This is a genomic window from Nocardioides sp. T2.26MG-1, assembly GCF_950101795.1.
In the GTDB taxonomy this organism is placed as follows: domain Bacteria; phylum Actinomycetota; class Actinomycetes; order Propionibacteriales; family Nocardioidaceae; genus Nocardioides.
In genome coordinates, this window is sequence record NZ_CATNLZ010000023.1 from 412,080 (window position 1) to 432,851 (window position 20,772).

Sequence of the window (20,772 nt, forward strand, 5' to 3'; positions counted from 1 at the left end):
CCACCCGATCGACGTCGTGTGATCACCCCCAGCGCGTGCCTGCAGGCACCCGCAGTGTGGTGTTGATGCGGTTGAAGAAGTTGGTGGTCGCGATCATCAGGACGATCCCGTTGAGCTGAGCGTCATCGAAGTGCGTGGCGGCCTCGTCCCAGATCTCGTCCGTCACCGCTCCCGGGTTGTCTGCGAGGCGGGTTGCTGCCTCAGTCAGGGCGAGTGCGGCCCGGTCGGCCGCGGTGAACAGTGGGGACTCGGACCAGGCGCTGACGGCGAGCAGCTGCTCGACGCTCACGCCGGCCTTGTTGGCCGACTCGATGCCGGCGTCGACGCACGCGCTGCACGCGTTGATCTGGCTGGCCCGCATGTGCACCAGCTCGAGCGTCGACGGTGCGACGCCGCTGGCGTACATCGCCTTGTAGAGGTGCTGGACGCCGGTGATCGTGTCGGGCGAGGTCGGGGCGGTGGATCGGGCGGTCATGTCGATTGCCTCCTGGGCGGTCGTGGTGGATCGGTCAGGGGTACGACGCGGCCGGGGCCGAAGATGTAACCACAGCGGGTCGTCACATATCGGCCCGGCCGCACGTCGTACCGGTGATCGCCCGACACAGGAGAACGCCGTGACCCGAGATGACGACCTTGCCCAGCGCTTCGAGGCCAGGCGTGGCTACCTGCACCGCCTGGCGCTCAAGATCGTGGGCACGCACTTCGAGGCGGAAGACGCGGTGCAGGAGACGTGGCTGCGGCTGTCCAGGAACGGCGCGCACGAGATAGAGAATCTCGACGCCTGGCTGACGACGGTGACCGCCCGGGTCTGCCTCGATCTGCTGCGGGGCCGGACGGCGCGGCGCGAGCACGCGCTCGAGATCCAGTTCGACCTCGCAGAGCCGACCGACGGGACCAGCCCGGAGACCGAGGCCGTGCTCGCCGAGTCGGTCGCCGTGGCGCTGCACGTGGTGCTCGACGGCCTCACGCCTGCCGAACGGGTGGCGTTCGTCCTCCACGACCTCTTCGCGGTGCCGTTCGCCACCGTGAGCGACGTACTCGGACGCACTCCCGACGCGACCCGGATGCTGGCCAGCCGCGCCCGTCGCCGGGTCCGGGTCGAGGCCGGCGCCGGGCAGCAGGCCGGCCGCGAGGTCGTCGAGGCATTCTTCGCCGCCGCGCGCTCGGGGGAGCTGGAGGAGCTCGTCACGCTGTTGGCGCCGGACATCGTGCTGCGCACTGACCGCCTCGTCGTCCACGGCGCCCGTCAGGTCGCCTCGGGTGCGGTCACCTTCGCCCGCCCCGATGCCGTCGTACACCCGGCGGTCGTCAACGGCCTGCCCGGCGTCGTCGTCACCGTCGGTGGTCGTCCGCTCACGATCATGGCGTTCACCGTCCGCGACGGGCGGGTCGCCGCGATCGACGGCCTCAGCGACCAGGCTCGGCTCGCCAAGCTCGTGCCGTCCTGGATCCGCTGACCACCTGGGGTTCGGCCCGCGTCCCGCGTCTGCTCCGTCAGCGCACCACTCGGCCGGAGAGCGAGATGCGACGAGGCCCCCGCCGGTCATCCGGTGGGGGCCTCGCCTTCGCAGATCGGGACCTGCGTGCTTGTGGGCAGGGGCGGGGTCGAACCGCCGACCTTCCACTTTTCAGGCGGACGCTCGTACCAACTGAGCTACCTGCCCAAGCGACGGACACCCTACAGGAGCAGTGACGGCTCCCGGAAACCGAGGTGGCTCGCCCCGGGTGTGACCGGCAGCGCTTCCCGCCGGGTGACAATTCGTACGACGCCGGGCGGCCGTCCTATGCTCTTCCGAGCGTGTCCGGCCCCCATCGTCTAGCGGCCCAGGACCCCGCCCTTTCACGGCGGTAGCACGGGTTCGAATCCCGTTGGGGGTGCGATCCCGGCCTGTTCCCGCCTCGATTGGGAGCGGACGAGGTCTGTAGGTTAGAGTTCCCACCGCTTCGACAACGAGGCGAAAGCACCATCCCAGCACCAGCAAGGCCCCGTAGCGCAGTTGGTTAGCGCGCCGCCCTGTCACGGCGGAGGCCGCGGGTTCGAGTCCCGTCGGGGTCGCCAGCAGACGCCCCGGATCGAGAGATCCGGGGCGTTCGCCATTTCCCCCGGCCCGTGTCCGACCACCCCTGGACCACAATGGCGCCATGCCGATCGAGATGGGCGCCGCGGAGTTCGACGCGCTGGTGGACCGCGCGCTCGACGGGATCCCCGACGAGATCGCGGCGCTGGTGCGCAACGTGGTGGTGCTCGTCGAGGACGAGCCTCCGGAGGACGACCCCGACCTGCTCGGGCTCTACGACGGCATCGCGCTCACGGAGCGCTGGGGCGACCCGATGATGGAGCTGCCCGACCGGATCTTCGTGTTCCGCGGTCCGTTGCTCGACATGTGCGACACCGAGGAGCAGCTGGTCGACGAGGTGCGGATCACCGTGGTGCACGAGGTCGCCCACCACTTCGGCATCGACGACGACCGCCTGCACGACCTGGGCTACGCGTAGCCGGCAGCCCTCAGGAGACGGTGCTGGGGGCGCGCCCGGAGACCGCGCCGTCCCACGGCGTCGGCGGCGCGCCGCCCTCCTGGCGCACGAACTCGCTGAGGAACCAGCGCTGGAACTGCTGCTGCTGTGGGGTGCGGGCCAGCGACAGCAGCCGCTCCTCGCGGCAGAACGCGTCGGCGAGGTCGAGCAGCTCGATGAAGCGGCCGATCGTCGCGGCGGTCTGCCGGGGCATCGCGACCCGCAGGTCGGCGGTCGCGGCGCCGGACTCGAGTGCGGTGTCGATCTGCTCCGCACCGATGCCCTCGCGCAGGTCGCGCTCGAGCGAGCCGAACAGGTCCGAGAGGTCCTTCGCGAGCGGGTACTCGTGCTCGTGGGCGAGTGCCAGCAGCCGCACCTCGCGGCGCAGCTCGCGGTAGTGGTGCTGGAACTCCACGAACGGGCGCAGCGGAACCCCGCGGATCTCGATCCGCAGCTCGTCGGGCGAGGGCTGACGTGCGGTCACCGGCGCGACCAGGCCGGTCACCACGCCCTCGACCATCTCGTCCCCGGAGTGGGCCCGCGGCACGAACCAGAGGATCTTGCCGTCCTCCTCGACCTCGACCCCCCAGGCCGCCGAGCACCGGGCCACGATGCTGAGCCCTCGACCGAAGGTGAGGAGCAGCTCGTCCTCGTCATGTGCGCCGGCGGTCGGCATCAGCGGCAGCTCGCGTGAGCCGTCCCGGACCTCGACCCGGGGATGCTCGCGGGTGCCGCGGACCCGCACCGAGAGCGGGGCCTCGGCGTGCAGCAGGGCGTTGGTGACGAGCTCGGAGACCGCGAGCTCGGCGCACTCGACCAGGTCGCTGCGGCCGATGTCGTGGCAGGTGCTGACCACCCAGCGGCGTGCGTCCTGCACGCCACGAGGACCCGAGCCCAAGGACAGGGCTGGCCTGTTCAGCGGCACGGTGGTCTCCACGACGGGACGGGGCGGTACGGACGGGGGTCAGGCGGCGATGCCATTGTCGGCTCGTGTACCCGAGGGGATTCCGCACGAAACATCGCCCGAGCGCGGCGCATCCAGCGGTCCAGACGAGCCCAGGCAACGGGATCGACGCCATGGGTACTGGTGTGACCGAGAGTACTAGCGCCGTTTGGCCGGGAGCGGGCTCTCCCGGAAGAATGCGGGTACGGGTCAGCGTTGACCGGACAGGAACCGATCTCGCACGGAAGGGCCCGCGATGGCAGCAACCGAAACCCACCGTCACCAGGTCGTGATCGTCGGCTCGGGCTTCGGCGGGCTGTTCGGCGCCAAGGCACTGCGACGTGCGGACGTCGACGTGACGATGGTCGCGAAGACCTCCCACCACCTCTTCCAGCCGCTGCTCTACCAGGTGGCGACCGGCATCCTCAGCCAGGGCGAGATCGCCCCGCCGACCCGCGAGATCCTCAGCGGCCAGAAGAACGCCACGGTGCTGCTGGGTGAGGTCACCGACATCGACCTCGAGGCGCGCACGGTCACCTCGCAGGTGCTGGGCCGCCCGACGGTCACGCCGTACGACTCCCTGATCGTGGCGGCGGGCGCCGGCCAGTCCTACTTCGGCAACGACCACTTCGCGGAGTACGCCCCCGGCATGAAGAGCATCGACGACGCCCTCGAGCTGCGCGGGCGGATCTTCGGGGCCTTCGAGATGGCCGAGCTCGGCGCGTCCCGCGGCGACGACATCGACCACCTGTTGACCTTCGTCGTGGTCGGCGCCGGCCCCACCGGGGTCGAGATGGCCGGCCAGATCGCCGAGCTGGCGCACCGCACGCTGCGCAAGGACTTCCACTACATCAACACCCGCACCGCGCGGGTGATCCTCGTCGACGCGGCACCGCAGGTCCTGCCGCCGTTCGGCGCCAAGCTCGGCGCCAAGACCAAGACCGAGCTGGAGCGGCTCGGCGTCGAGGTGATCCTCGGCGCGATGGTGACCGACGTCGACGAGCGCGGCATCGAGATGAAGTTCAAGGACGGCCGGGTCGAGCAGATCGACACGGTGACCAAGATCTGGGCCGCGGGCGTGCAGGCCAATCCGCTCGGCGGCACCCTGTCGGAGCAGACCGGCGCACCCCTCGACCGGGCCGGCCGGATCTCGGTCAACCCCGACCTGACGCTGCCCGGCCACCCCGAGGTGTTCGTGGTGGGCGACATGATCGCCCTCGACAACCTCCCCGGCGTCGCGCAGGTCGCGATCCAGGGCGCCAAGTACGCCGCCAAGGAGATCGACCGGCGGTTGAAGGGCAAGCCCTCGCAGGGGCCGTTCAAGTACTTCGACAAGGGCTCGATGGCGATCATCAGCCGGTTCCGTGCGGTCGCGATGATCGGCAAGGTCCGGGTCACCGGCGTGATCGCCTGGCTGATGTGGCTGGGCCTGCACCTGATCTACATCACCGGCTTCAAGAGCCGGGTCACCGCGCTGCTCCACTGGGCGGTCTCGTTCATCGGCCGCGGGCGGTCCGAGCGGACCACCACCGAGCAGCAGATCTTCGCCCGCAGCGCCCTCGGCCGGCTCAAGCACGGCGCCGCCGACCTCGTCTCCGACCCGGGGGCGTACGACGCGGCCCGCGAGCTGCTGGAGACCACGCGGCGTGCCGAGCTCGAGGCGCGGGCCCGCGAGGAGGCGCGGCTCACCGACGCCGGCGAGCGCGGCGTGAAGAGCGGCTGACCCTACTCGAAGTAGCTCGGGGTCGCCGCCGGGTCCTGCTTCGCGATCGCCTCGCGGGCCCAGCGGGGCAGGATGAACAGGCCCTCGGCCTCGACCGTCACCCCCTCGGCGTCCTGCAGGTGGCCCTTGGCCCAGGTCTTGATGCCCTCGCTGCGGTCGATCCAGGCCTCGGCGCGCAGGTCGCCGAGCGGGGTGCCGCGCCGGTAGCGCAGCGTGAGCGTGCCGGTCATCCCGGGCTTGCCGCCGGCGCCGGCCGCCTCGCCGAGCATCTGGTCGAGGATCAGCGCGGAGACGCCGCCGTGCACCAGCCCCGGCGGCCCTTCGTACGCCGCGCCGAGGTGGAAGTCCGACCAGGCGCGCCCGGTGTCGTCGTGGTCGATCACCAGCGGCGGCGCGACCGCGTTGCGCAGCCCGACCACGGTGTTGCCCCAGGGGCGGCCGCGGCCGGTCGCGCCGAACCGCACGCCGTACGGCCCGTCGAGCTGCCGGACCCGCAGCCGGGCGGTGAGCGCCTCGACCTCCGCCTGGACGGCCCGGACCTCGTCGTCGTCGACCTCGGTGCGGATCGTGGCGTCGACCAGCTCGCGCACCGCCTGGGTGAACGGCCCGTAGAGCGCCTTCTGGCGCTCGAGCTCCTCGGCGGTGATGTCGTCCTGCACGTATCCGGGCACGCCCCGAATCCTAAGACACTGTCCTAGAACACGTTCCAGTCACCGGGGCCGGTAGTGCACCTCGGGCCGATGGGTGTGGAGCGCCCGCAGGAACTCGGCCGGGTCGACCATCGACGCGTCGAGCACGTACGGCGCCAGGCCGCGCCGGTGGAACAGCACCCGCCAGGAGCGGTCGCCCGGCAGTCCGAGGACGTCGACCGGCGAGCGGGTGTCGGCGAGGTCGAAGACGTGCCGGCTGCCGTGGCGGACGATCTCGAGGTGGCTCCCGGTCAGCGCGACCGTGGTGGACGTGGTGCGCCGGGCCCAGGCCCGCCAGCAGCCGAGCGTCAGCGCCACCAGCACGCCCGCCAGCCCGAGCGTGAGCGCACTGGGGTCGGCGTACGCGACCGCGGCCTGGGCCACGGTCACCACGGCGCACGCGAACAGCAGGAAGGCGACGACCCGTCGTCCGCCCGGGGCGACGCTGAGGTCGATCGAGGGGGGCGCGGGCGCGGTGACGGGCATGGCGACGGGCGCGGCCAGGGCCGCGCCCGTCGGTCCCCGTGCGTCCGAGCCCTCGCCGCCCTCCGGAGACGGCGGGGTCACGGCAGGATCCGACTGCCGGGACGTGTTCATCAGAACTGGGAGGGCGGCCCGGGTGAGATCCTCGATCACTGCCAAGCCGGGCTCACGATCGTCGGAGGTGAGCCAGCCGTTGAGCAGGTCGAGGGAGGACGCGGGGGTCTGCTCCCGATTCGCGCTCCCCATACCCGGAGAACGCAGCCGCCAATCCTGCGTTATGGAGACGGCTGCCAGTGGTCTGGTCCACCGGAAGTCCGGGGCGTCCGGCCCGGTCCGGAAATAGAGTGAACCGCCGGCGTCTCGGGTCACCGACGGTTCAACAGTCCGAGAGGTTAGGGGCTCCCGGATGCCGCGCGCACCGAATCGGCCAAGGTGGTCCCACTGGAGTAGACCGGTTGCGGTGACCGGTCTGCGGGTCGGTGGGCCCCGTGGGGCTCGAACCCACAACCTATGGATTAAAAGTCCACAGCTCTGCCAGTTGAGCTAGAGGCCCGGGGAACAGGGGTACCCGGCGGGGAGTCCTCTGGCTGACCAGCAGGTGGTTCCGCCGCCCTGACCGAGGAGACAGTACCCGGTCGGCGGGCTGGTTCAGTCGTCCGGGCCCGGCGACCAGCCCACGGGCACGCGGGCGGTCTCGAGCACCTCGGTCAGGCTCGCCGCCGCCTCCGGCGGGAGCGCCGTCGCCGCGTGGGCATAGATGATCGGCTCCTCCTTGGAGTTGTGCCGATCCAGCTGGGCGAGCAGGGTCCGGCCCAGGACCTGGAGGCGGTCGCCTGGTCCGTCGCCGTCCAGCGCGGCGTCGATCTCGTCCATCGTGCGCCACAGGTCGCGGTGCTCGGTGAGCATCACGAACAGCGGCATCCGCAGCGCCGGGTCCTGGAGCATCGGGAACAGGCACTCCTCCTCGACGAAGATGTGCCGGCGCAGCGCCGCCAGCGCCGTCCGCAGCTGCGGCGCCCCGGCGATCCCGTGGGCGACGAAGTACTCGAGCCCGGCGTCGACCTCCTGGTGCTCACGCTCGAGCACCGCCATCGGCGTCGTCGCGTCCAGCTCGGTGTCCCTCGTTGCCTCGTTCACGGTCGTCCTCTCGTCGGTGGCTAGTTTATACAAGCACGGATTGTGTAAACTAGCCATCGTGACCTACGTGATCGGACAGCCCTGTGTGGACGTGATGGACCGCGCCTGCGTCGACGAGTGCCCGGTGGACTGCATCTACGAGGGAGCCCGGAGCCTCTACATCCATCCCGACGAGTGCGTGGACTGCGGCGCGTGCGAGCCGGTGTGCCCGGTCGAGGCGATCTACTACGAGGACGACCTGCCGCCCGAGCTCACGCCGTACCTCGCCGACAACTCGGCGTTCTTCTCCGAGCCGCTGCCGGGCCGCGACCGGCCCCTCGGATCGCCCGGGGGAGCGGCGAAGCTGGGGGCGCTCGGGGTCGACACGCCCCTGGTCGCCGGGCTCCCGCCCCAGAGCTCATGAGCCGGGCGCCGGAGAGGGGCGGCCGCGAGCGGGTGCTCGCGGTGCTCCGCGGCGCGCGGCAGCCGATGAGCATCGTCGAGATCGCCCGGCGGCTGGACGTCCACGCCAACACGGTGCGGTTCCACCTGGACACGCTCACCGAGCAGGGACGAGTCGAACGGGTCGAGGCGACGAACACCGGCCCCGGACGACCGCCGCTGCTGTTCCGGATCACCCCCGGCATGGACCCGGCGGGGCCGCGCAACTACGAGATGCTCGCCGGGATCCTGGTCGAGGGGCTGGCGCGCGAGCCGGACGCCGACGCGCGCGCCGAGCGCTTCGGGGACACCTGGGGCCGGGGCCTGGTGGCCTCGCCGCCCGCGTCGCAGACCCCCGGTGAGGCCACAGACACTCTGGTCGCCATGCTCGACGATCTCGGCTTCGCCGCCGAGCGGCGCGGCGGCGGGACCCGGCTGGAGATCGGTCTGCGCCACTGCCCGTTCCTCGAGCTCTCGAGCCACCGCACCGACGTCGTGTGCCCCCTCCACCTCGGTCTGATGCGGGGCGTGATGGGGCAGCTCGCCAGCGGGGTCTCCGTCGAGTCCCTCGAGCCCTACGTCGAGCCCGACCTGTGTCTGACGCGCCTCGTCCTCAACCCCTAGGAGGAAGCATGACGACAGGAACCGATCCGACCGCCGCCCTGATCCTGTTCCTCGCGGCGTTGGTCATGGTGGTCGTGGTCATCGGTGGGGGCGTGTGGCTGGCCGTGCGCGCCGGCAACACGAACAAGCCCCACTAGCCCCGGCCAGGACGAAGGGCCCTACTCGGTGCCCCGCCGCTGTGGTCCGATCGACTCGGCGGGGAGGCGACATGACGGCCATGTTCCGGTACCGGGCGCCGCGGCGGCGCGACGAGCTGCTCGAGCTGCTCGCGGAGTACGGCGAGCGAGCGCGCGTCCTGGCCGGCGGGACCGACCTGCTCGGCGACGTCCGCAGCGGCCTGGCCCGCCCCGCCGCGGTGGTCGACGTGAAGCTGGTCCCCGGGTTCGGCGAGCTCGCATGGAGCGCCGCCGAGGGGCTGGTGATCCGGCCGGGTGTCACCATCGACGACGTGCTCCGCGACGAGCGGGCCCGCTCGTCGTACCCGCTGCTCGCGGCGTGCGCGCAGGACCTGGCGTCGCACCAGATCCGCAACCGCGCCACCGTGGTCGGCAACGTCGTCAACGCCTCGCCGTGCGCGGACATGGCGCCCGCCCTCCTGTGCCTCGGCGCCCGGGCGGTGATCAGCTCCCAGGACAGCCGGCGAGAGGTGCCGTTCACCGAGTTCTTCACCGGGGCCAAGCGCACCGTGCTGCGCGCCGGCGAGCTGCTCGAGGAGATCGTCGTCCCGGCGCAGAGCGCCGGCGCGCGCGGCTCCTACCGCAAGCTGAAGCGCATCAAGGGCCACGACCTCGGCATCGTCGGGGTCGCCGCGATGGCCAAGGACGGCGAGCTCCGGCTGGGCATCAGCTCGTGTGCCCCGACGCCACTGCTCGTCGACGGGCTGACCACGCGCGACCCGGTCGACGAGGTGGTGGCGGTGGCCCGGGCGGCGATCAGCCCGATCAGCGACGTGCGCTGCACGAAGGAGTACCGGACCCACATGGTCGGCGTCTACGTGCGCAGGGCCATGGAGGAGGTGGCCTGATGCAGATCTCGGTGACCGTCAACGGCCAGGTCTGCCAGAGGGACGTCGAGGACCACTGGACGCTCCTGCGCCTCCTGCGCGACGGGCTGGGCCTGACCGGCTCGAAGGAGGGCTGCGGGGCCGGCGAGTGCGGGGCGTGCACCGTCGAGCTGAACGGGCGGACCGTCAACTCGTGCCTGGTGCTGGCGGTCGAGGCCGACGGCGGCAGCGTGCGGACCGTCGAAGGTGAGGCCGAGCAGGGTCGGCTCTCGCGGATCCAGGAGGCGTTCGCTCGCCATCACGCGGTCCAGTGCGGGTTCTGCACCGGCGGCATGGTGATGTCGGTCCGCGACCTGCTCCAGCGCAACCCCCAGCCCACGGTTCGCGAGATCCAGGAGGGCATTGAGGGCAACTTCTGCCGCTGCACCGGCTACGCGCAGATCATCGAGGCGGTCCTCGACGTCTCCGGCCAGCTCGACGACTCCTCGGTGGGGGACCTGCGGCATGTCTGAGCTGACGGTGGTCGGTGCCGACGTACCCCGCGTGGAGGCGGTGGAGAAGCTCACCGGGGACGCCCTCTACACCGGCGACCTGCTGCTGCCGGGCCTGCTGCACGCGAAGGTGAAGGCGAGCCCGCACGCCCGCGCCCGGATCCTCCGCATCGACACCAGCAGGGCCGAGGCGCTCCCAGGGGTGCACGCCGTCCTCACCGGGCACGAGCTCGACCACAAGCTCGGCCTGTACGTCGTCGACAAGGACATCCTCGCCAAGGACGTGGTCCGGCACTTCGGCGAGGCGGTGGCGGCTGTCGCGGCCGAGTCGGTGGAGACCGCGAGCGCGGCGGTCGAGTTGATCGAGGTCGAGTACGAGGTGCTGAGCCCGGTGCTCGACCCGATGGAGGCGATCGGCGACGACGCGCCCCTGGTGCATCCCGACCTCGGGAGCTATGCGTACGTCGAGGCCGCCTTCAGCCCGCAGCCCGGCACCAACGTCGCGCACGTGCAGCGGGTGCGCAAGGGCGACCTCGACCGGGGCTTCGCCGAGGCGGAGTGGGTCGTCGAGCGCGAGTACACCAACCCCTCGGTGCAGCACGTCCCGCTGGAGACCCACGTGGCGGTGGTCCAGTGGAAGGCCGGTGACCAGGTCACGATCTGGACCAGCGCCCAGTCCCCGTTCACCGTGCGCAACCTCTTCTGCACCGCGATGCGGCTGCCGCTCAACCAGGTGCGGGTGGTCGTCCCGCACGTCGGCGGCGGGTTCGGCGGCAAGGCCGGCATCCACCTGGAGCCGCTGGTGGCCTGCCTGTCCCGCAAGGCGGGCGGCCGCCCGGTGCGCCTGCAGGCGACCCGCGAGGAGGAGTTCAGCCTGCTCCCGTGCCGCAGCGCGCTGACCTACCGGATCAAGACCGGGGTGCGCGCCGACGGCACCATCACCGCCCAGCAGATGACGATGTACTGGGACGCGGGCGCCTACGCCGACTACGCCGTGAACGTGACCCGGGCGTCGGCGTACTCCGCGAGCGGCCCCTACGAGATCCCCAACGCCTGGGTGGACGCCTACACGATCTACACCAACAAGCCGTACGGCACGGCCTACCGCGGCTTCGGGCACGTGGAGTTCTTCTGGGGGCTCGAGCGGCACATGGAGCTGGTCGCGCACGCGATCGGGATGGACCCCCTGGAGTTCCGGCGCCGGAACCTGCTGAAGCCGGGCTCGCGGACGATGACCGGCGAGCTGATCACCGAGCACACCGGAGACCCCCGGGCCTGCCTGGACGCCGTCGCCGCGGCGATCGGGTACGGCGGGCTCACCGACGAGGAGAGGGAGCACGAGCGGCGCACCGGCCGCCGGGTCGGCAAGGGCGTCGCCACGCTGCACAAGGCGCCCGCGATGCCGTCCTTCACGGCCACGGCCGCGGTCGTGAAGATGAGCTCCGACGCCACGGTCGTGGTGAACGTCGCGCTCATGGAGATCGGGCAGGGCTGCAACACCGCCCTCGCCCAGATCGTCGCGGAGCGCCTGAGGTTCCCGATCGACCGCGTCAAGGTCGCGATCGAGCGTGACACCGACAAGGACCCCTACGACTGGCAGACCGTGGCCTCCAAGGGCCTGATCCTCTCGGGCAACGCCTGCCTGCTGGCCTGTGACGACCTGCTGCGCCAGGCGTACGACGTGGCCGCCCAGGTGCTGCGGGCCAACGTGGCCGACCTCGACCACGACGCCGACCGGGTCTTCGTCGCGCACCGGCCCCAGGAGTCGGTCACCTTCGCCGAGCTGTCGATCGGCTACGCGTTCCCCAACGGCAACGGCATCGGCGGCCCGCTGATCGGGGTGGGGCGCTACATCGCCCAGGGATTGACCAACCTCGACAAGGAGACCGGTCAGGGCCTCCCCGCCCTGGACTGGACCTACGGCGCCCACGGCGTCGTCGTGGACGTGGATCCCGACACCGGCGAGTTCGACGTGCTCGCGATCTCCTCGGCGTACGACGTGGGGCGGGTCGTCAACCCGGGCCTGGTGCGCGGGCAGGCCATCGGCGGCATGGTGCAGGGCCTCGGGACGGCGCTGTGCGAGGGCTACATCTACGACCAGCAGGGCCGGCTGCTCAACCCCTCGTTCACCGACAACAAGATCCCGACCGCCCGTGACCTCCCCGCCCGCCTCGACATCGCGGTCGTGGAGACCGCCCAGCTCGACGGCCCGTACGGCGCCCGCGGGGTCGGTGAGCACCCGATGATCTCGGTGGCGCCGGCCATCGGCAACGCGATCCAGCAGGCCACGGGCGCCGAGCTCCTGCACATGCCGATGCGCTTCGAGGACGTGTGGCGTGCCTTGCGCAGCCACGAGCCGATCGACAACTGGATCACCGAGACACCGGCCGGGTCCTGCCGGTCCGACCTGCCCGGCGGCGCCGGGCAGCCCTCTCCCAGAAAGTGAGCACCATGGCATCCAGGCTCTGGACCGTGCACGGGGACGGGCACCACGTCGCCCCCACCGACGTGGTCGCCCCCGAGGAGCGGCTCTCCTGGCCCCTCACCATCGGCATCGGCATGCAGCACGTCGTCGCGATGTTCGGCGCGACCTTCCTGGTGCCCGTGCTGACCGGGTTCCCTCCCACCGCGACGATCTTCTTCTCCGGCGTCGGCACCCTGGTCTTCATCGCGATGACCATCGGCCGCGGCCAGCGGCTGGGACTGCCGAGCTACACGGGCTCGAGCTTCGCGTTCATCTCCCCGGTGATCGCCGCCACGGTCGACGGCGACATCTCCCAGGCCCTGAGCGGCATCATCGCCGCCGGCCTGGTGCTGTTCGTCATCGGCCTGCTGGTGGACCGCTTCGGCTCCGGGTGGATCAACCAGCTGATGCCCCCGGCCGTCACCGGAGCCATCGTGGCGCTGATCGGGCTCAACCTCGCCCCGGTGGCCTGGGACAACTACGAGCAGCAGCCGTGGACCGCGACGATCACGCTCCTCGTCATCGTCCTCGCCACGGTTCTGCTCCGCGGGTTCTGGGGCCGCATCTCGATCCTGATCGGTGTCGTCGTCGGCTACCTCGTCGCCGTCCCGCAGGGACAGCTCGACCACCTGGAGGGGAACCTCGACAAGGCGGACTGGGTCGGGCTGCCGGACTTCACGGCCCCCAGCTTCAGCTGGAACGCCATCGCGCTGATCGTCCCGGTGGTGGTCGTGCTCGTCGCCGAGAACACCGGCCACATCAAGGCCGTGGCCTCGATGACCGACCGCGACCTCGACCGGTCCCTGGGCCGGGCGTACATGGGCGACGGGGCCGCGACGATGATCGCCGGCGCGGGCGGCGGCTCCGGCACCACGACGTACGCCGAGAACATCGGCGTGATGGCGGCGACCAGGGTCTACTCGACCGCCGCCTACGTCGTGGCCGGCCTGACCGCGATCGCCCTCGGCATGATCCCGAAGTTCGGTGCCCTGATCGTGAGCATCCCGATCGGCGTGCTCGGCGGCGCGACGATCATCCTGTACGGCCTGATCGCCGTGCTCGGCGGACGCATCTGGGTCGAGGGCGGGGTCGACTTCAAGAACCCGGTCAACCTGTTCCCCGCGGCGATCGGCCTCATCCTCGGGTCGGCCAATGCGACCTGGACCTCGGCCGACGGCGACGTGTCGTTCAACGGGATCGCCATCGGCACGTTCGCGACGATCATCGGCTACCAGCTGATGTTCCACGCGGCGCGCTACGGCATCTTCCGCAACCAGCCGCTGAGCCCGGCGTCACCGCTCAGGGACCCGGGCACGCCCCATGACCCGCACGAGCCGCCACCGGACCGGGCGTAGCCCGTCCGCAGTTCAGACCAAGCACACCCACACCTGGAGGTAGCACCGCCATGCCCCGTCCCATCGAGGTTCGCAAGGTCCCGATCGAGCACGTCAGCGACGCCAGCGGGCTCGCCGACCTGATCGACCAAGGGGTGTTCTCGGCCGACGACGTCATCGCCGTGGTCGGCAAGACCGAGGGCAACGGTGGCGTCAACGACTACACCCGGATCATCTCCACCAACGCCTACCGTGCGGTGCTGGAGGAGAAGGGGACCAGGACCAAGGAGGAGGTCGCCCAGGTCCCGCTCGTCTGGTCCGGCGGCACCGACGGCGTCATCAGCCCGCACGCGACGATCTTCGCCTGCGCCCCGGAGGGCCGCTACCAGCCCACGGACGAGCCGCGGGTCACCGTCGGCTACGCGATGAGCGACGTACTGCTGCCGGAGGACATCGGCCGCCCGGCCATGGTCGAGAAGGTCGCCGCGGGCGTCCGGGTCGCGATGGAGCGGGCCGGGATCACCGACCCGGCGGACGTCCACTACGTGCAGACCAAGACGCCGCTGCTGGTCCAGGACACCATCAACGACGCCGAACGCCGGGGCGAGACCGTCTTCACCCACAACACGCTGGAGTCGATGGACGTGTCGAACGCGACCACCGCCCTGGGCGTCGCCGTGGCCCTGGGCGAGATCGAGATGCCGACGCCCGAGCAGATCTTCCACGACCTGTCGCTCTACTCCTCGGTCGCCTCCTGCTCCTCCGGCGTCGAGCTCGACCAAGCCCAGATCGTGGTGGTCGGGAACGCCCGTGGCGTCGGTGGCCGGTACCGGGTCGGGCACAGCGTCATGAAGGACGCGCTCGACATGGACGGGGTCTGGGAGGCGATCCGCGACGCCGGCCTCGACGACATGCCGGCCGACTGCATCCACCCGCGGCACATCAAGGGCCGACTGGTGAACCTCTTCCTCAAGTGCGAGGCGGACCCGACCGGGAGGGTGCGCGGGCGACGCAACATCATGCTGGACGACTCCGACGTCGCCTGGCACCGGCAGATCAAGGCCTGTGTCGGTGGCGTGGTCGCCGCGGTCTCCGGCGACCCGATGAACTTCGTGTCGGTCGCGGCGGTGCACCAGGGGCCGTCCGGAGGTGGACCGGTGATCGCGATCGTGGATCTGGGGGTCTGACGGGCGGGGCCTTCACAACGCCCTTTACCTGTGACAGGTTTCCGGGGCAGGCGCACCCATTCTCGGAGGTCACCTCATGACGGAATCTCGGCAGATCGTCGACACCGGCTCTCCCAAGAGCCAGCTCAACCTCTCCAAGGGCTGGCTGCAGGGGGTGGTCCTCGTGATGGTCTTCGGATTCTTCGTGATGGGCATGCTCGCGGTCCGCACCTACACCGACTCGATGCCGCTGCCGGAGCAGGTCACCGACCAGGACGGCCAGGTCGTCTTCGACCAGGGCGACATCACCGCCGGCCAGGAGATCTTCCTGCGCCGCGGCCTACAGCAGTACGGCTCGGTGATGGGTCACGGTGCCTACCTCGGCCCCGACTACACCGCCGAGTACCTCCGTCTCGCCTCGGAGCACGTCTACGAGGACCTGACCGAGCAGGGCGTGCAGGACCCCACCGCCGCGACCAGCGAGATGCTCCGGGAGAACCGCTACGACGAGGACTCGGGCACCCTGGTCTACACCCCCGAGCAGGTCTCCGCCTTCGAGGCGGCCACGGCGTACTACGCCGACTTCTTCGGCGACGACAGCACCGAGCACGGCCTGATCCCCAAGGTCATCACCGACCCCCAGGAGATCCACGAGCTCACCGCGTTCTTCTCCTGGACCGCGTGGGCGGCGGCCGCCGAGCGCCCGGGTCACAGCTACTCCTACACGAACAACTGGCCGGCCGAGAAGCGCGTCGACAACGGGCCGACCGCCGACATCATCGTGTGGTCCGGCCTCTCCCTGATCGCCCTGCTGGTCGGGCTCGGTCTGCTCTTCGCCGTCTATGGCCGCTGGAGCAGGCGGATCGGCTGGCATGCCACGGAGCAGCCCTCGCTGGCCTTCCGCCAGCCGGGGGAGGTGGAGATCACCAAGTCCCAGCGGGTGACCGCCTGGTTCTTCTTCACCGTCGCCGCGCTGTTCCTGGTGCAGGCGGTCCTCGGTGCGGCGGTCGAGCACTACCGCGCCGACCTGACCAGCTTCTTCGGGCTCGACCTGGCGAGGCTGCTGCCGTTCAACCTCGCGCGCACCTGGCACCTCCAGCTGTCCCTGCTGTGGACCGCCGCCTCGTTCCTGGCCGCCGGCATCTTCCTCGCCCCGATCATCTCGGGGCGTGAGCCCCGGCGGCAGCACTGGCTGACCTGGGGCCTCCTGGGCGCGCTCGTGGTGGTCGTGGTCGGCTCCCTGACCGGGGAGGCGATCAGCATCTTCGGCGCCGACTGGGCCAAGGGGTCGATCTTCTTCGACCAGCAGTGGGAGTACCTCGACCTGCCGCGCTTCTGGCAGCTGCTGCTCGTGGTCGGGCTGTTCCTCTGGATCGCGATCGTCTACCGGGCGATCCGCTCGCGGCTGAAGACCGAGAGCAAGCTCAACATGCCGTGGCTGTTCTTCTACGCCGGCCTCGCGATCCCGGCCTTCTACGCCGTCGGCATGCTGGCCCGCACCGACTCGCACCTGACCGTCGCGGAGTTCTGGCGCTTCTGGGTGGTCCACCTGTGGGTCGAGGACTTCCTCGAGCTGTTCACCACGGTGATGGTCGCCTACATCTTCGTGATGCTGGGGGTGGTGCGTCGCGAGATCGCGATCCAGATCATCTTCCTCGACGTGATCCTCTACTCCGCCGGCGGCGTCATCGGCACCATGCACCACCTCTACTTCTCGGGCACGCCGGTGGAGCACATGGCGCTGGGTGCGTTCTTCTCGGCCCTGGAGGTCATCCCGCTGACGTTCCTGACCGTCGAGGCATGGACGTTCCTGCAGCTCGGCTCGCGCCAGCAGACCCGCAGCAGCGCGCCGTTCCCGCACCGGTGGGCCGTGATGTTCCTGGTCGCGGTGGGCTTCTGGAACTTCGTCGGCGCGGGCGTCTTCGGCTTCCTGATCAACCTGCCGATCGTGTCCTACTACCAGATCGGCACCGCGCTCACGGCCAACCACGCGCACGGCGCGATGATGGGCGTCTACGGGATGATGGGCGTGGGTCTGTCGCTCTTCGCGCTGCGCTACATCATCCCGGCCAACCGGTGGCCGGACCGGCTGGCCAAGCTCTCGTTCTGGTCGCTCAACATCGGCCTCGCGTGGATGGTGTTCGTCACCCTGCTGCCGCTCGGCGTGCTCCAGCTGTGGCACTCCGTCAACGACGGCTACTTCGAGGCCCGCGAGCTCGGCTACATCACCCGTCCTGGCAACGCCTTCCTCGAGTGGATGCGGATGCCGGGCGACGTGATCTTCCTCGTGCCGGGCATCCTGCCGTTCCTGTGGATCGCGTTCCTCGGTGTCCGCTACGGCATCAAGGCGACCGCCGTCGTGATGGAGCCGGAGACGCTCTTCGTCGAGGAGCACCCGGAGGCGCGCGAGGACCGGACCGGCGAACTGGTCCCGCCGTCGCGCTACGCCTCGGACCGCCGTACCGACGTCGTCGTCGACGACCCTGACGGCGAGGGCCGGACGTGACCGCCCTGGCAGACGTCGGCTTCGAGACCTGGTTCGCCGCCGGCTACAGCCTGGCCCTGGTCGCGATGGCCTACCTCATCGACCGCCTCGCGCGCCGTGCCGGGGCAGCGGCGGAGGGCGGCGTCACGTTCGGGTTCACCTACCACGAGGACCACGACGCCTGGCAGTGTCCCGAGGACCAGTGGCTGTGGCCGCAGTCGTTCGACCCCGACCACCGCGTGATGCGCTATCGCGGCAGCCCGTCGGTCTGCAACGCGTGCCCCGTCAAGAAGACCTGTACGCCGTCCCACTCGGGCCGCGAGATCCAGCGGGCGATCGACGTGTGGCCGGCGTCGGAGGCCGCGAGGTTCCACCGCGGCATCGCCTGCGCCGTCGTGCTGATGGGGCTGGTCTGGCCGGTCGGCGCGCTGCTGGCGGGCCCCGACCGGGTCGCCGCGACCGTGCTCACCTCGGCCATCCTCGCTGCGCTGCTGCTCAGCTGGCCGCTCTGGTCGCACCTGCGTCGCTCGACGGTCGTCCTGCCCGAGGGGATGGTGCACCGCTCCCTGGACGAGACCATGGCCGAGCGGGCCCTGACCGCGACCGCCGTCCGGCAGCGGCACTCCCGGTTCGCCTCGGCGCGACGACACCAGGACGGTGACACCGCATGGTGACCTATCTCGTGGTCGTGGCCGTCGTCGTCCTGGTCGTGCTGGCCGGTGCGTCGGTGCGGGTGCTCAAGGAGTACGAGCGGGGCGTGGAGTTCCGGCTGGGCCGGCTGCGCGAGCTGCTCGGCCCGGGCGTGGTGCTGGTCGTGCCCGGCCTGGACAAGCTGGTCCGGGTCGACATGCGGGTCGTCACGCTGACGATCCCGCCGCAGGAGGTCATCACCCGCGACAACGTGCCGGCCCGGGTGAACGCGGTCGTGATGTTCCGGGTCACCGACGCGGTGAAGTCGGTGATGACGGTCGAGAACCACGCCGTCGCGACCTCCCAGATCGCCCAGACGACACTGCGCTCCGTGGTCGGTCGGGCGGACCTGGACACGCTGCTCGCGCACCGCGACGACCTCAACGAGGACCTCGCCGCCTCGATCGCGGCGCAGACCGAGCCCTGGGGCGTCGAGGTCGCCGTCGTGGAGATCAAGGACGTCGAGATCCCCGAGGCGATGCAGCGGGCCATGGCCCGCGAGGCCGAGGCGGAGCGGGAGCGCCGCGCCAAGGTGATCAGCGCGCGCGGTGAGCTCCAGGCGTCCGCCGAGCTGCGTGACGCGGCGAAGACCCTCAGTGAGGCGCCGGCGAGCCTGCAGCTCCGCTATCTCCAGACGCTCCTCGAGCTCGGCGCCGACCAGAACTCCACGGTCGTGTTCCCCCTGCCCATCGACATCATCGGGCCGTTCCTCGACGCGGTTCGCTCCAACCCCGCGAACGCCATCAACGGTCTGGTGAACGGCAACGCTCCCGTGGAAAGGAACCCCGATGACCACCGATCCTGAGCTGCACGACAGCGAGCGTGACCTCGGTGCCGGACGCCCGGTCGTGCTGGAGCCGATGCCCTCCGGCTGGTGGTTGGTGATCGGCGGAACGGTGCTGGCGGCGCTCGCCCCGCTCTTCGGCTTCCTCATCGGGTCGATGATCGGCGAGGGCGACGGCGACGGGATGGACCCGATCCAGCTCTGGCTCCTGCTCGGCTTCCTGCTGGGCGGCGTGGGCGTGGCCATGGCCCTCATGGGCGTCTACACGATCATCGACCGGCGCCGCGCCGAGGAGACGCCGGTCGACCCTGTCTGACCGATCCGGGACGCCGCGCGGCCGGTCCCGCCCGACCGGGACGGACTAGAGTCGTCCAGCGGGGGCCTACGGACGAACGGTGCGGCAGGCATGGCACAGACCGGTACGACCATCGACGACCGCACCACCGCCGCCCGGCACGCCGGGGTGAGCAGCCTCGTGGCGTTCGTCGTCACGCTGTTGGCGCTGGCCGACGGCACGACCGCGTGGCCCGCGGTCGTGGGCGTCGCCGCCGCCCATCTCGTGCTGGGCGCGATGGTCTGGAGACTGCCCTCGGACAGCTGGACCGGCGTCCGCGGAGAGCGCCAGGCGGTGGTGGTCGGGGTGGCGATGCTGGTCCTGCTCGCGGCCACGAGCTGGGTGTTCGAGGGCTACGCCTCGGGCGTCGGACCGCTCTACGTCCTGGTGTTCGTCTGGTTCGGCCTGCACTGCCGGCCGTGGTCCCTGGTCGCCGCGGTCCCCGTCGCCGCGATCGGGTACGCCGGCTCCCTGCTGCTCACCGACGCGCCGACCCGGCGGGTCCTCTCGGTGCTGATCCTGGTGCCGATCGCGACCGTGGTGAGCCTGCTGATCTCCCAGCACGTCCGCCTCCAGCGTGCGCTCCGCCGCGACCTCGAGCTCCGCGAGCGGTGGCGCGGCGCGCTGATGGCCACCCTCGCGCACGACGTGCGCAGCCCGCTCGCGTCGGTCACCGGAACGATCGAGGTCCTCCAGGACGACGAGACGCTCGACCCGGCGTACCGCCCGCTGCTTGCCTCGGCGATGCGGCAGAGCCAGCGCGTGCTGCGGCTCGCGACCGGCATCCTCGAGGTCGAACGTGTCGAGCACGGCCGCCTGGTCCTGGACCGGAGCCGGGTGTCGGTCGCGGCCCTCGGTCACCAGGTCGCGGAGCTGACCCAGCGCGACGACGTGGTGGTCGACGTCGATCCGGGAGTCGAGGTCGTGGTGGACCCCGAGCGGATCGAGCAGGTCCTCTACAACCTGGTCAGCAACGCCCTGCGCCACGGCAGGCCGCCGGTGGTGGTCAGCGCGCGCCAGCTTGCCGACCGGGTCGAGGTCGCGGTCGAGGACCACGGCAGCGGGGTGCCGGAGACCGAGGTGCCCTTTCTGTTCGACCGGTTCTCCTCCGCCGACCACTCGCCGCACTCCGTGGGGCTGGGCCTGTGGATCGTGCGCACGCTGGTCGGAGCGCACGACGGGGAGGTGCGCTACGAGGCTCCCCGCGGCGGGGCCCGGTTCGTCGTGTCGCTGCCCGGCGCGCCCGCCGTACGGGACGCCGGAACCGGGGCCGCCGACCCGCCCGAGGGCGACCCGAAGCCGCCGTGTTCCCCGCCTGTCACGCGTGCGTAGCAGAACCTTCATCGCATCGGATGAGATTTCCGGCTCCAGGGAGTTGGCGTGGCGCCGAGAATTGGTAGCCTGTGCAGTGCAACAGGTGCAAGTTCCAGCAGGTCTGACGCCCGCGGAGTTTGTGATCCAACGGCGTTTCTTCTTCCGTGGGCCTGC

The 20,772-nt window shown here is 70.8% G+C and carries 21 protein-coding genes and 4 tRNA genes; 18 read left to right on the top strand and 7 right to left on the bottom strand.

Annotated elements, in window-relative coordinates; genetic code table 11:
• Nucleotides 1-22 precede the first annotated feature (22 nt).
• A complete protein-coding gene (locus tag QQZ14_RS14760) occupies nt 23-475 on the bottom strand; it encodes a carboxymuconolactone decarboxylase family protein (RefSeq protein ID WP_284535096.1) in 453 nt (150 codons plus the stop codon).
• 139 nt (nt 476-614) lie between these two features.
• Between QQZ14_RS14760 and QQZ14_RS14765 the strand changes: the two genes are divergently transcribed.
• The gene (locus QQZ14_RS14765) at nt 615-1,457 is read left to right on the top strand and encodes a sigma-70 family RNA polymerase sigma factor (RefSeq protein ID WP_284535097.1); all 843 of its coding nucleotides are present in this window, start codon (nt 615-617) and stop codon (nt 1,455-1,457) included.
• A 133-nt stretch (nt 1,458-1,590) separates the two neighbouring features.
• On the opposite strand, the gene QQZ14_RS14770 is transcribed toward QQZ14_RS14765, so the two are convergent.
• Nucleotides 1,591-1,664: transfer RNA gene (locus QQZ14_RS14770), tRNA-Phe, on the bottom strand.
• Nucleotides 1,665-1,805: 141 nt separating this feature from the next.
• On the opposite strand from QQZ14_RS14770, the gene QQZ14_RS14775 reads away from it, so the two are divergent.
• The 3 genes from QQZ14_RS14775 (at nt 1,806) to QQZ14_RS14785 (ending at nt 2,496) form a co-directional block, all read left to right on the top strand.
• A tRNA-Glu gene (locus QQZ14_RS14775) sits at nt 1,806-1,878 on the top strand.
• Between the two features lie 104 nt (nt 1,879-1,982).
• Nucleotides 1,983-2,059 (top strand) — tRNA-Asp (locus QQZ14_RS14780).
• An 83-nt stretch (nt 2,060-2,142) separates the two neighbouring features.
• Nucleotides 2,143-2,496, top strand: a complete 354-nt coding sequence (locus QQZ14_RS14785) for a metallopeptidase family protein (RefSeq protein WP_284535098.1) — start codon at nt 2,143-2,145, stop codon at nt 2,494-2,496.
• A gap of 10 nt (nt 2,497-2,506) precedes the next feature.
• On the opposite strand, the gene QQZ14_RS14790 is transcribed toward QQZ14_RS14785, so the two are convergent.
• On the bottom strand, nt 2,507-3,391 hold the full coding sequence (locus tag QQZ14_RS14790) for an ATP-binding protein (RefSeq protein ID WP_284535099.1): 885 nt from the start codon (nt 3,389-3,391) through the stop codon (nt 2,507-2,509).
• A 322-nt stretch (nt 3,392-3,713) separates the two neighbouring features.
• Between QQZ14_RS14790 and QQZ14_RS14795 the strand changes: the two genes are divergently transcribed.
• Nucleotides 3,714-5,180: an NAD(P)/FAD-dependent oxidoreductase gene (locus QQZ14_RS14795; protein ID WP_284535100.1), complete on the top strand. Its 1,467-nt coding sequence runs from the start codon at nt 3,714-3,716 to the stop codon at nt 5,178-5,180.
• A gap of 2 nt (nt 5,181-5,182) precedes the next feature.
• On the opposite strand, the gene QQZ14_RS14800 is transcribed toward QQZ14_RS14795, so the two are convergent.
• From QQZ14_RS14800 to QQZ14_RS14815, 4 genes are all read right to left on the bottom strand, one after another.
• Nucleotides 5,183-5,851 carry a PaaI family thioesterase gene (locus QQZ14_RS14800; protein WP_284535101.1) on the bottom strand — a complete coding sequence of 223 codons (669 nt, stop codon included), beginning with the start codon at nt 5,849-5,851 and terminating at the stop codon, nt 5,183-5,185.
• Between the two features lie 39 nt (nt 5,852-5,890).
• Entirely contained in the window at nt 5,891-6,436 is a 546-nt protein-coding gene (locus QQZ14_RS14805) for a hypothetical protein (RefSeq protein ID WP_284535102.1), read from the bottom strand.
• Nucleotides 6,437-6,832: 396 nt separating this feature from the next.
• Nucleotides 6,833-6,905 (bottom strand) — tRNA-Lys (locus QQZ14_RS14810).
• Between the two features lie 95 nt (nt 6,906-7,000).
• Nucleotides 7,001-7,489: a hemerythrin domain-containing protein gene (locus QQZ14_RS14815; protein WP_284535103.1), complete on the bottom strand. Its 489-nt coding sequence runs from the start codon at nt 7,487-7,489 to the stop codon at nt 7,001-7,003.
• 58 nt (nt 7,490-7,547) lie between these two features.
• Between QQZ14_RS14815 and fdxA the strand changes: the two genes are divergently transcribed.
• The 13 genes from fdxA (at nt 7,548) to QQZ14_RS14880 (ending at nt 20,616) form a co-directional block, all read left to right on the top strand.
• On the top strand, nt 7,548-7,892 hold the full coding sequence (gene fdxA, locus QQZ14_RS14820; protein ID WP_284535104.1) for a ferredoxin: 345 nt from the start codon (nt 7,548-7,550) through the stop codon (nt 7,890-7,892).
• Nucleotides 7,889-8,533, top strand: coding sequence for a helix-turn-helix transcriptional regulator (locus QQZ14_RS14825; RefSeq protein ID WP_284535105.1), 645 nt, complete (start codon nt 7,889-7,891; stop codon nt 8,531-8,533). Before fdxA ends, QQZ14_RS14825 begins: the two co-directional genes overlap by 4 nt.
• Before the next feature lie 8 nt (nt 8,534-8,541).
• A complete protein-coding gene (locus tag QQZ14_RS14830) occupies nt 8,542-8,670 on the top strand; it encodes a hypothetical protein (protein WP_284535106.1) in 129 nt (42 codons plus the stop codon).
• Between the two features lie 71 nt (nt 8,671-8,741).
• On the top strand, nt 8,742-9,557 hold the full coding sequence (locus tag QQZ14_RS14835) for an FAD binding domain-containing protein (RefSeq protein ID WP_284535107.1): 816 nt from the start codon (nt 8,742-8,744) through the stop codon (nt 9,555-9,557).
• Nucleotides 9,557-10,048, top strand: coding sequence for a (2Fe-2S)-binding protein (locus QQZ14_RS14840; protein WP_284535108.1), 492 nt, complete (start codon nt 9,557-9,559; stop codon nt 10,046-10,048). The genes QQZ14_RS14835 and QQZ14_RS14840 overlap by 1 nt, the downstream gene beginning before the upstream one ends.
• Nucleotides 10,041-12,473, top strand: coding sequence for a xanthine dehydrogenase family protein molybdopterin-binding subunit (locus QQZ14_RS14845; protein WP_284535109.1), 2,433 nt, complete (start codon nt 10,041-10,043; stop codon nt 12,471-12,473). The genes QQZ14_RS14840 and QQZ14_RS14845 overlap by 8 nt, the downstream gene beginning before the upstream one ends.
• Before the next feature lie 5 nt (nt 12,474-12,478).
• Entirely contained in the window at nt 12,479-13,846 is a 1,368-nt protein-coding gene (locus tag QQZ14_RS14850; protein ID WP_284535110.1) for a uracil-xanthine permease family protein, read from the top strand.
• A gap of 50 nt (nt 13,847-13,896) precedes the next feature.
• Nucleotides 13,897-15,012, top strand: coding sequence for a cyanuric acid amidohydrolase (gene atzD / locus QQZ14_RS14855; protein WP_284535111.1), 1,116 nt, complete (start codon nt 13,897-13,899; stop codon nt 15,010-15,012).
• Between the two features lie 76 nt (nt 15,013-15,088).
• Nucleotides 15,089-17,497 (top strand): nitric-oxide reductase large subunit, encoded by a 2,409-nt coding sequence (locus tag QQZ14_RS14860; protein ID WP_284535112.1) that lies wholly within the window; start codon nt 15,089-15,091, stop codon nt 17,495-17,497.
• Nucleotides 17,494-18,150, top strand: a complete 657-nt coding sequence (locus QQZ14_RS14865; RefSeq protein WP_284535113.1) for a hypothetical protein — start codon at nt 17,494-17,496, stop codon at nt 18,148-18,150. Before QQZ14_RS14860 ends, QQZ14_RS14865 begins: the two co-directional genes overlap by 4 nt.
• On the top strand, nt 18,144-18,971 hold the full coding sequence (locus QQZ14_RS14870) for a slipin family protein (RefSeq protein ID WP_284535114.1): 828 nt from the start codon (nt 18,144-18,146) through the stop codon (nt 18,969-18,971). Before QQZ14_RS14865 ends, QQZ14_RS14870 begins: the two co-directional genes overlap by 7 nt.
• Nucleotides 18,955-19,266 (top strand): hypothetical protein, encoded by a 312-nt coding sequence (locus QQZ14_RS14875; RefSeq protein WP_284535115.1) that lies wholly within the window; start codon nt 18,955-18,957, stop codon nt 19,264-19,266. Before QQZ14_RS14870 ends, QQZ14_RS14875 begins: the two co-directional genes overlap by 17 nt.
• A gap of 90 nt (nt 19,267-19,356) precedes the next feature.
• Entirely contained in the window at nt 19,357-20,616 is a 1,260-nt protein-coding gene (locus QQZ14_RS14880) for a sensor histidine kinase (RefSeq protein ID WP_284535116.1), read from the top strand.
• Nucleotides 20,617-20,772 lie beyond the last annotated feature (156 nt).

Coding starts and splice junctions, on each gene's coding strand:
- QQZ14_RS14760 (WP_284535096.1), bottom strand. CDS start 475: ATGACCGCCCGATCCACCGCCCCGACCTCGCCCGACACGATCACCGGC.
- QQZ14_RS14785 (WP_284535098.1), top strand. CDS start 2,143: ATGCCGATCGAGATGGGCGCCGCGGAGTTCGACGCGCTGGTGGACCGC.
- QQZ14_RS14795 (WP_284535100.1), top strand. CDS start 3,714: ATGGCAGCAACCGAAACCCACCGTCACCAGGTCGTGATCGTCGGCTCG.
- QQZ14_RS14825 (WP_284535105.1), top strand. CDS start 7,889: ATGAGCCGGGCGCCGGAGAGGGGCGGCCGCGAGCGGGTGCTCGCGGTG.
- QQZ14_RS14830 (WP_284535106.1), top strand. CDS start 8,542: ATGACGACAGGAACCGATCCGACCGCCGCCCTGATCCTGTTCCTCGCG.
- QQZ14_RS14835 (WP_284535107.1), top strand. CDS start 8,742: ATGACGGCCATGTTCCGGTACCGGGCGCCGCGGCGGCGCGACGAGCTG.
- QQZ14_RS14840 (WP_284535108.1), top strand. CDS start 9,557: ATGCAGATCTCGGTGACCGTCAACGGCCAGGTCTGCCAGAGGGACGTC.
- QQZ14_RS14845 (WP_284535109.1), top strand. CDS start 10,041: ATGTCTGAGCTGACGGTGGTCGGTGCCGACGTACCCCGCGTGGAGGCG.
- QQZ14_RS14850 (WP_284535110.1), top strand. CDS start 12,479: ATGGCATCCAGGCTCTGGACCGTGCACGGGGACGGGCACCACGTCGCC.
- atzD (WP_284535111.1), top strand. CDS start 13,897: ATGCCCCGTCCCATCGAGGTTCGCAAGGTCCCGATCGAGCACGTCAGC.
- QQZ14_RS14860 (WP_284535112.1), top strand. CDS start 15,089: ATGACGGAATCTCGGCAGATCGTCGACACCGGCTCTCCCAAGAGCCAG.
- QQZ14_RS14870 (WP_284535114.1), top strand. CDS start 18,144: ATGGTGACCTATCTCGTGGTCGTGGCCGTCGTCGTCCTGGTCGTGCTG.
- QQZ14_RS14875 (WP_284535115.1), top strand. CDS start 18,955: ATGACCACCGATCCTGAGCTGCACGACAGCGAGCGTGACCTCGGTGCC.
- QQZ14_RS14880 (WP_284535116.1), top strand. CDS start 19,357: ATGGCACAGACCGGTACGACCATCGACGACCGCACCACCGCCGCCCGG.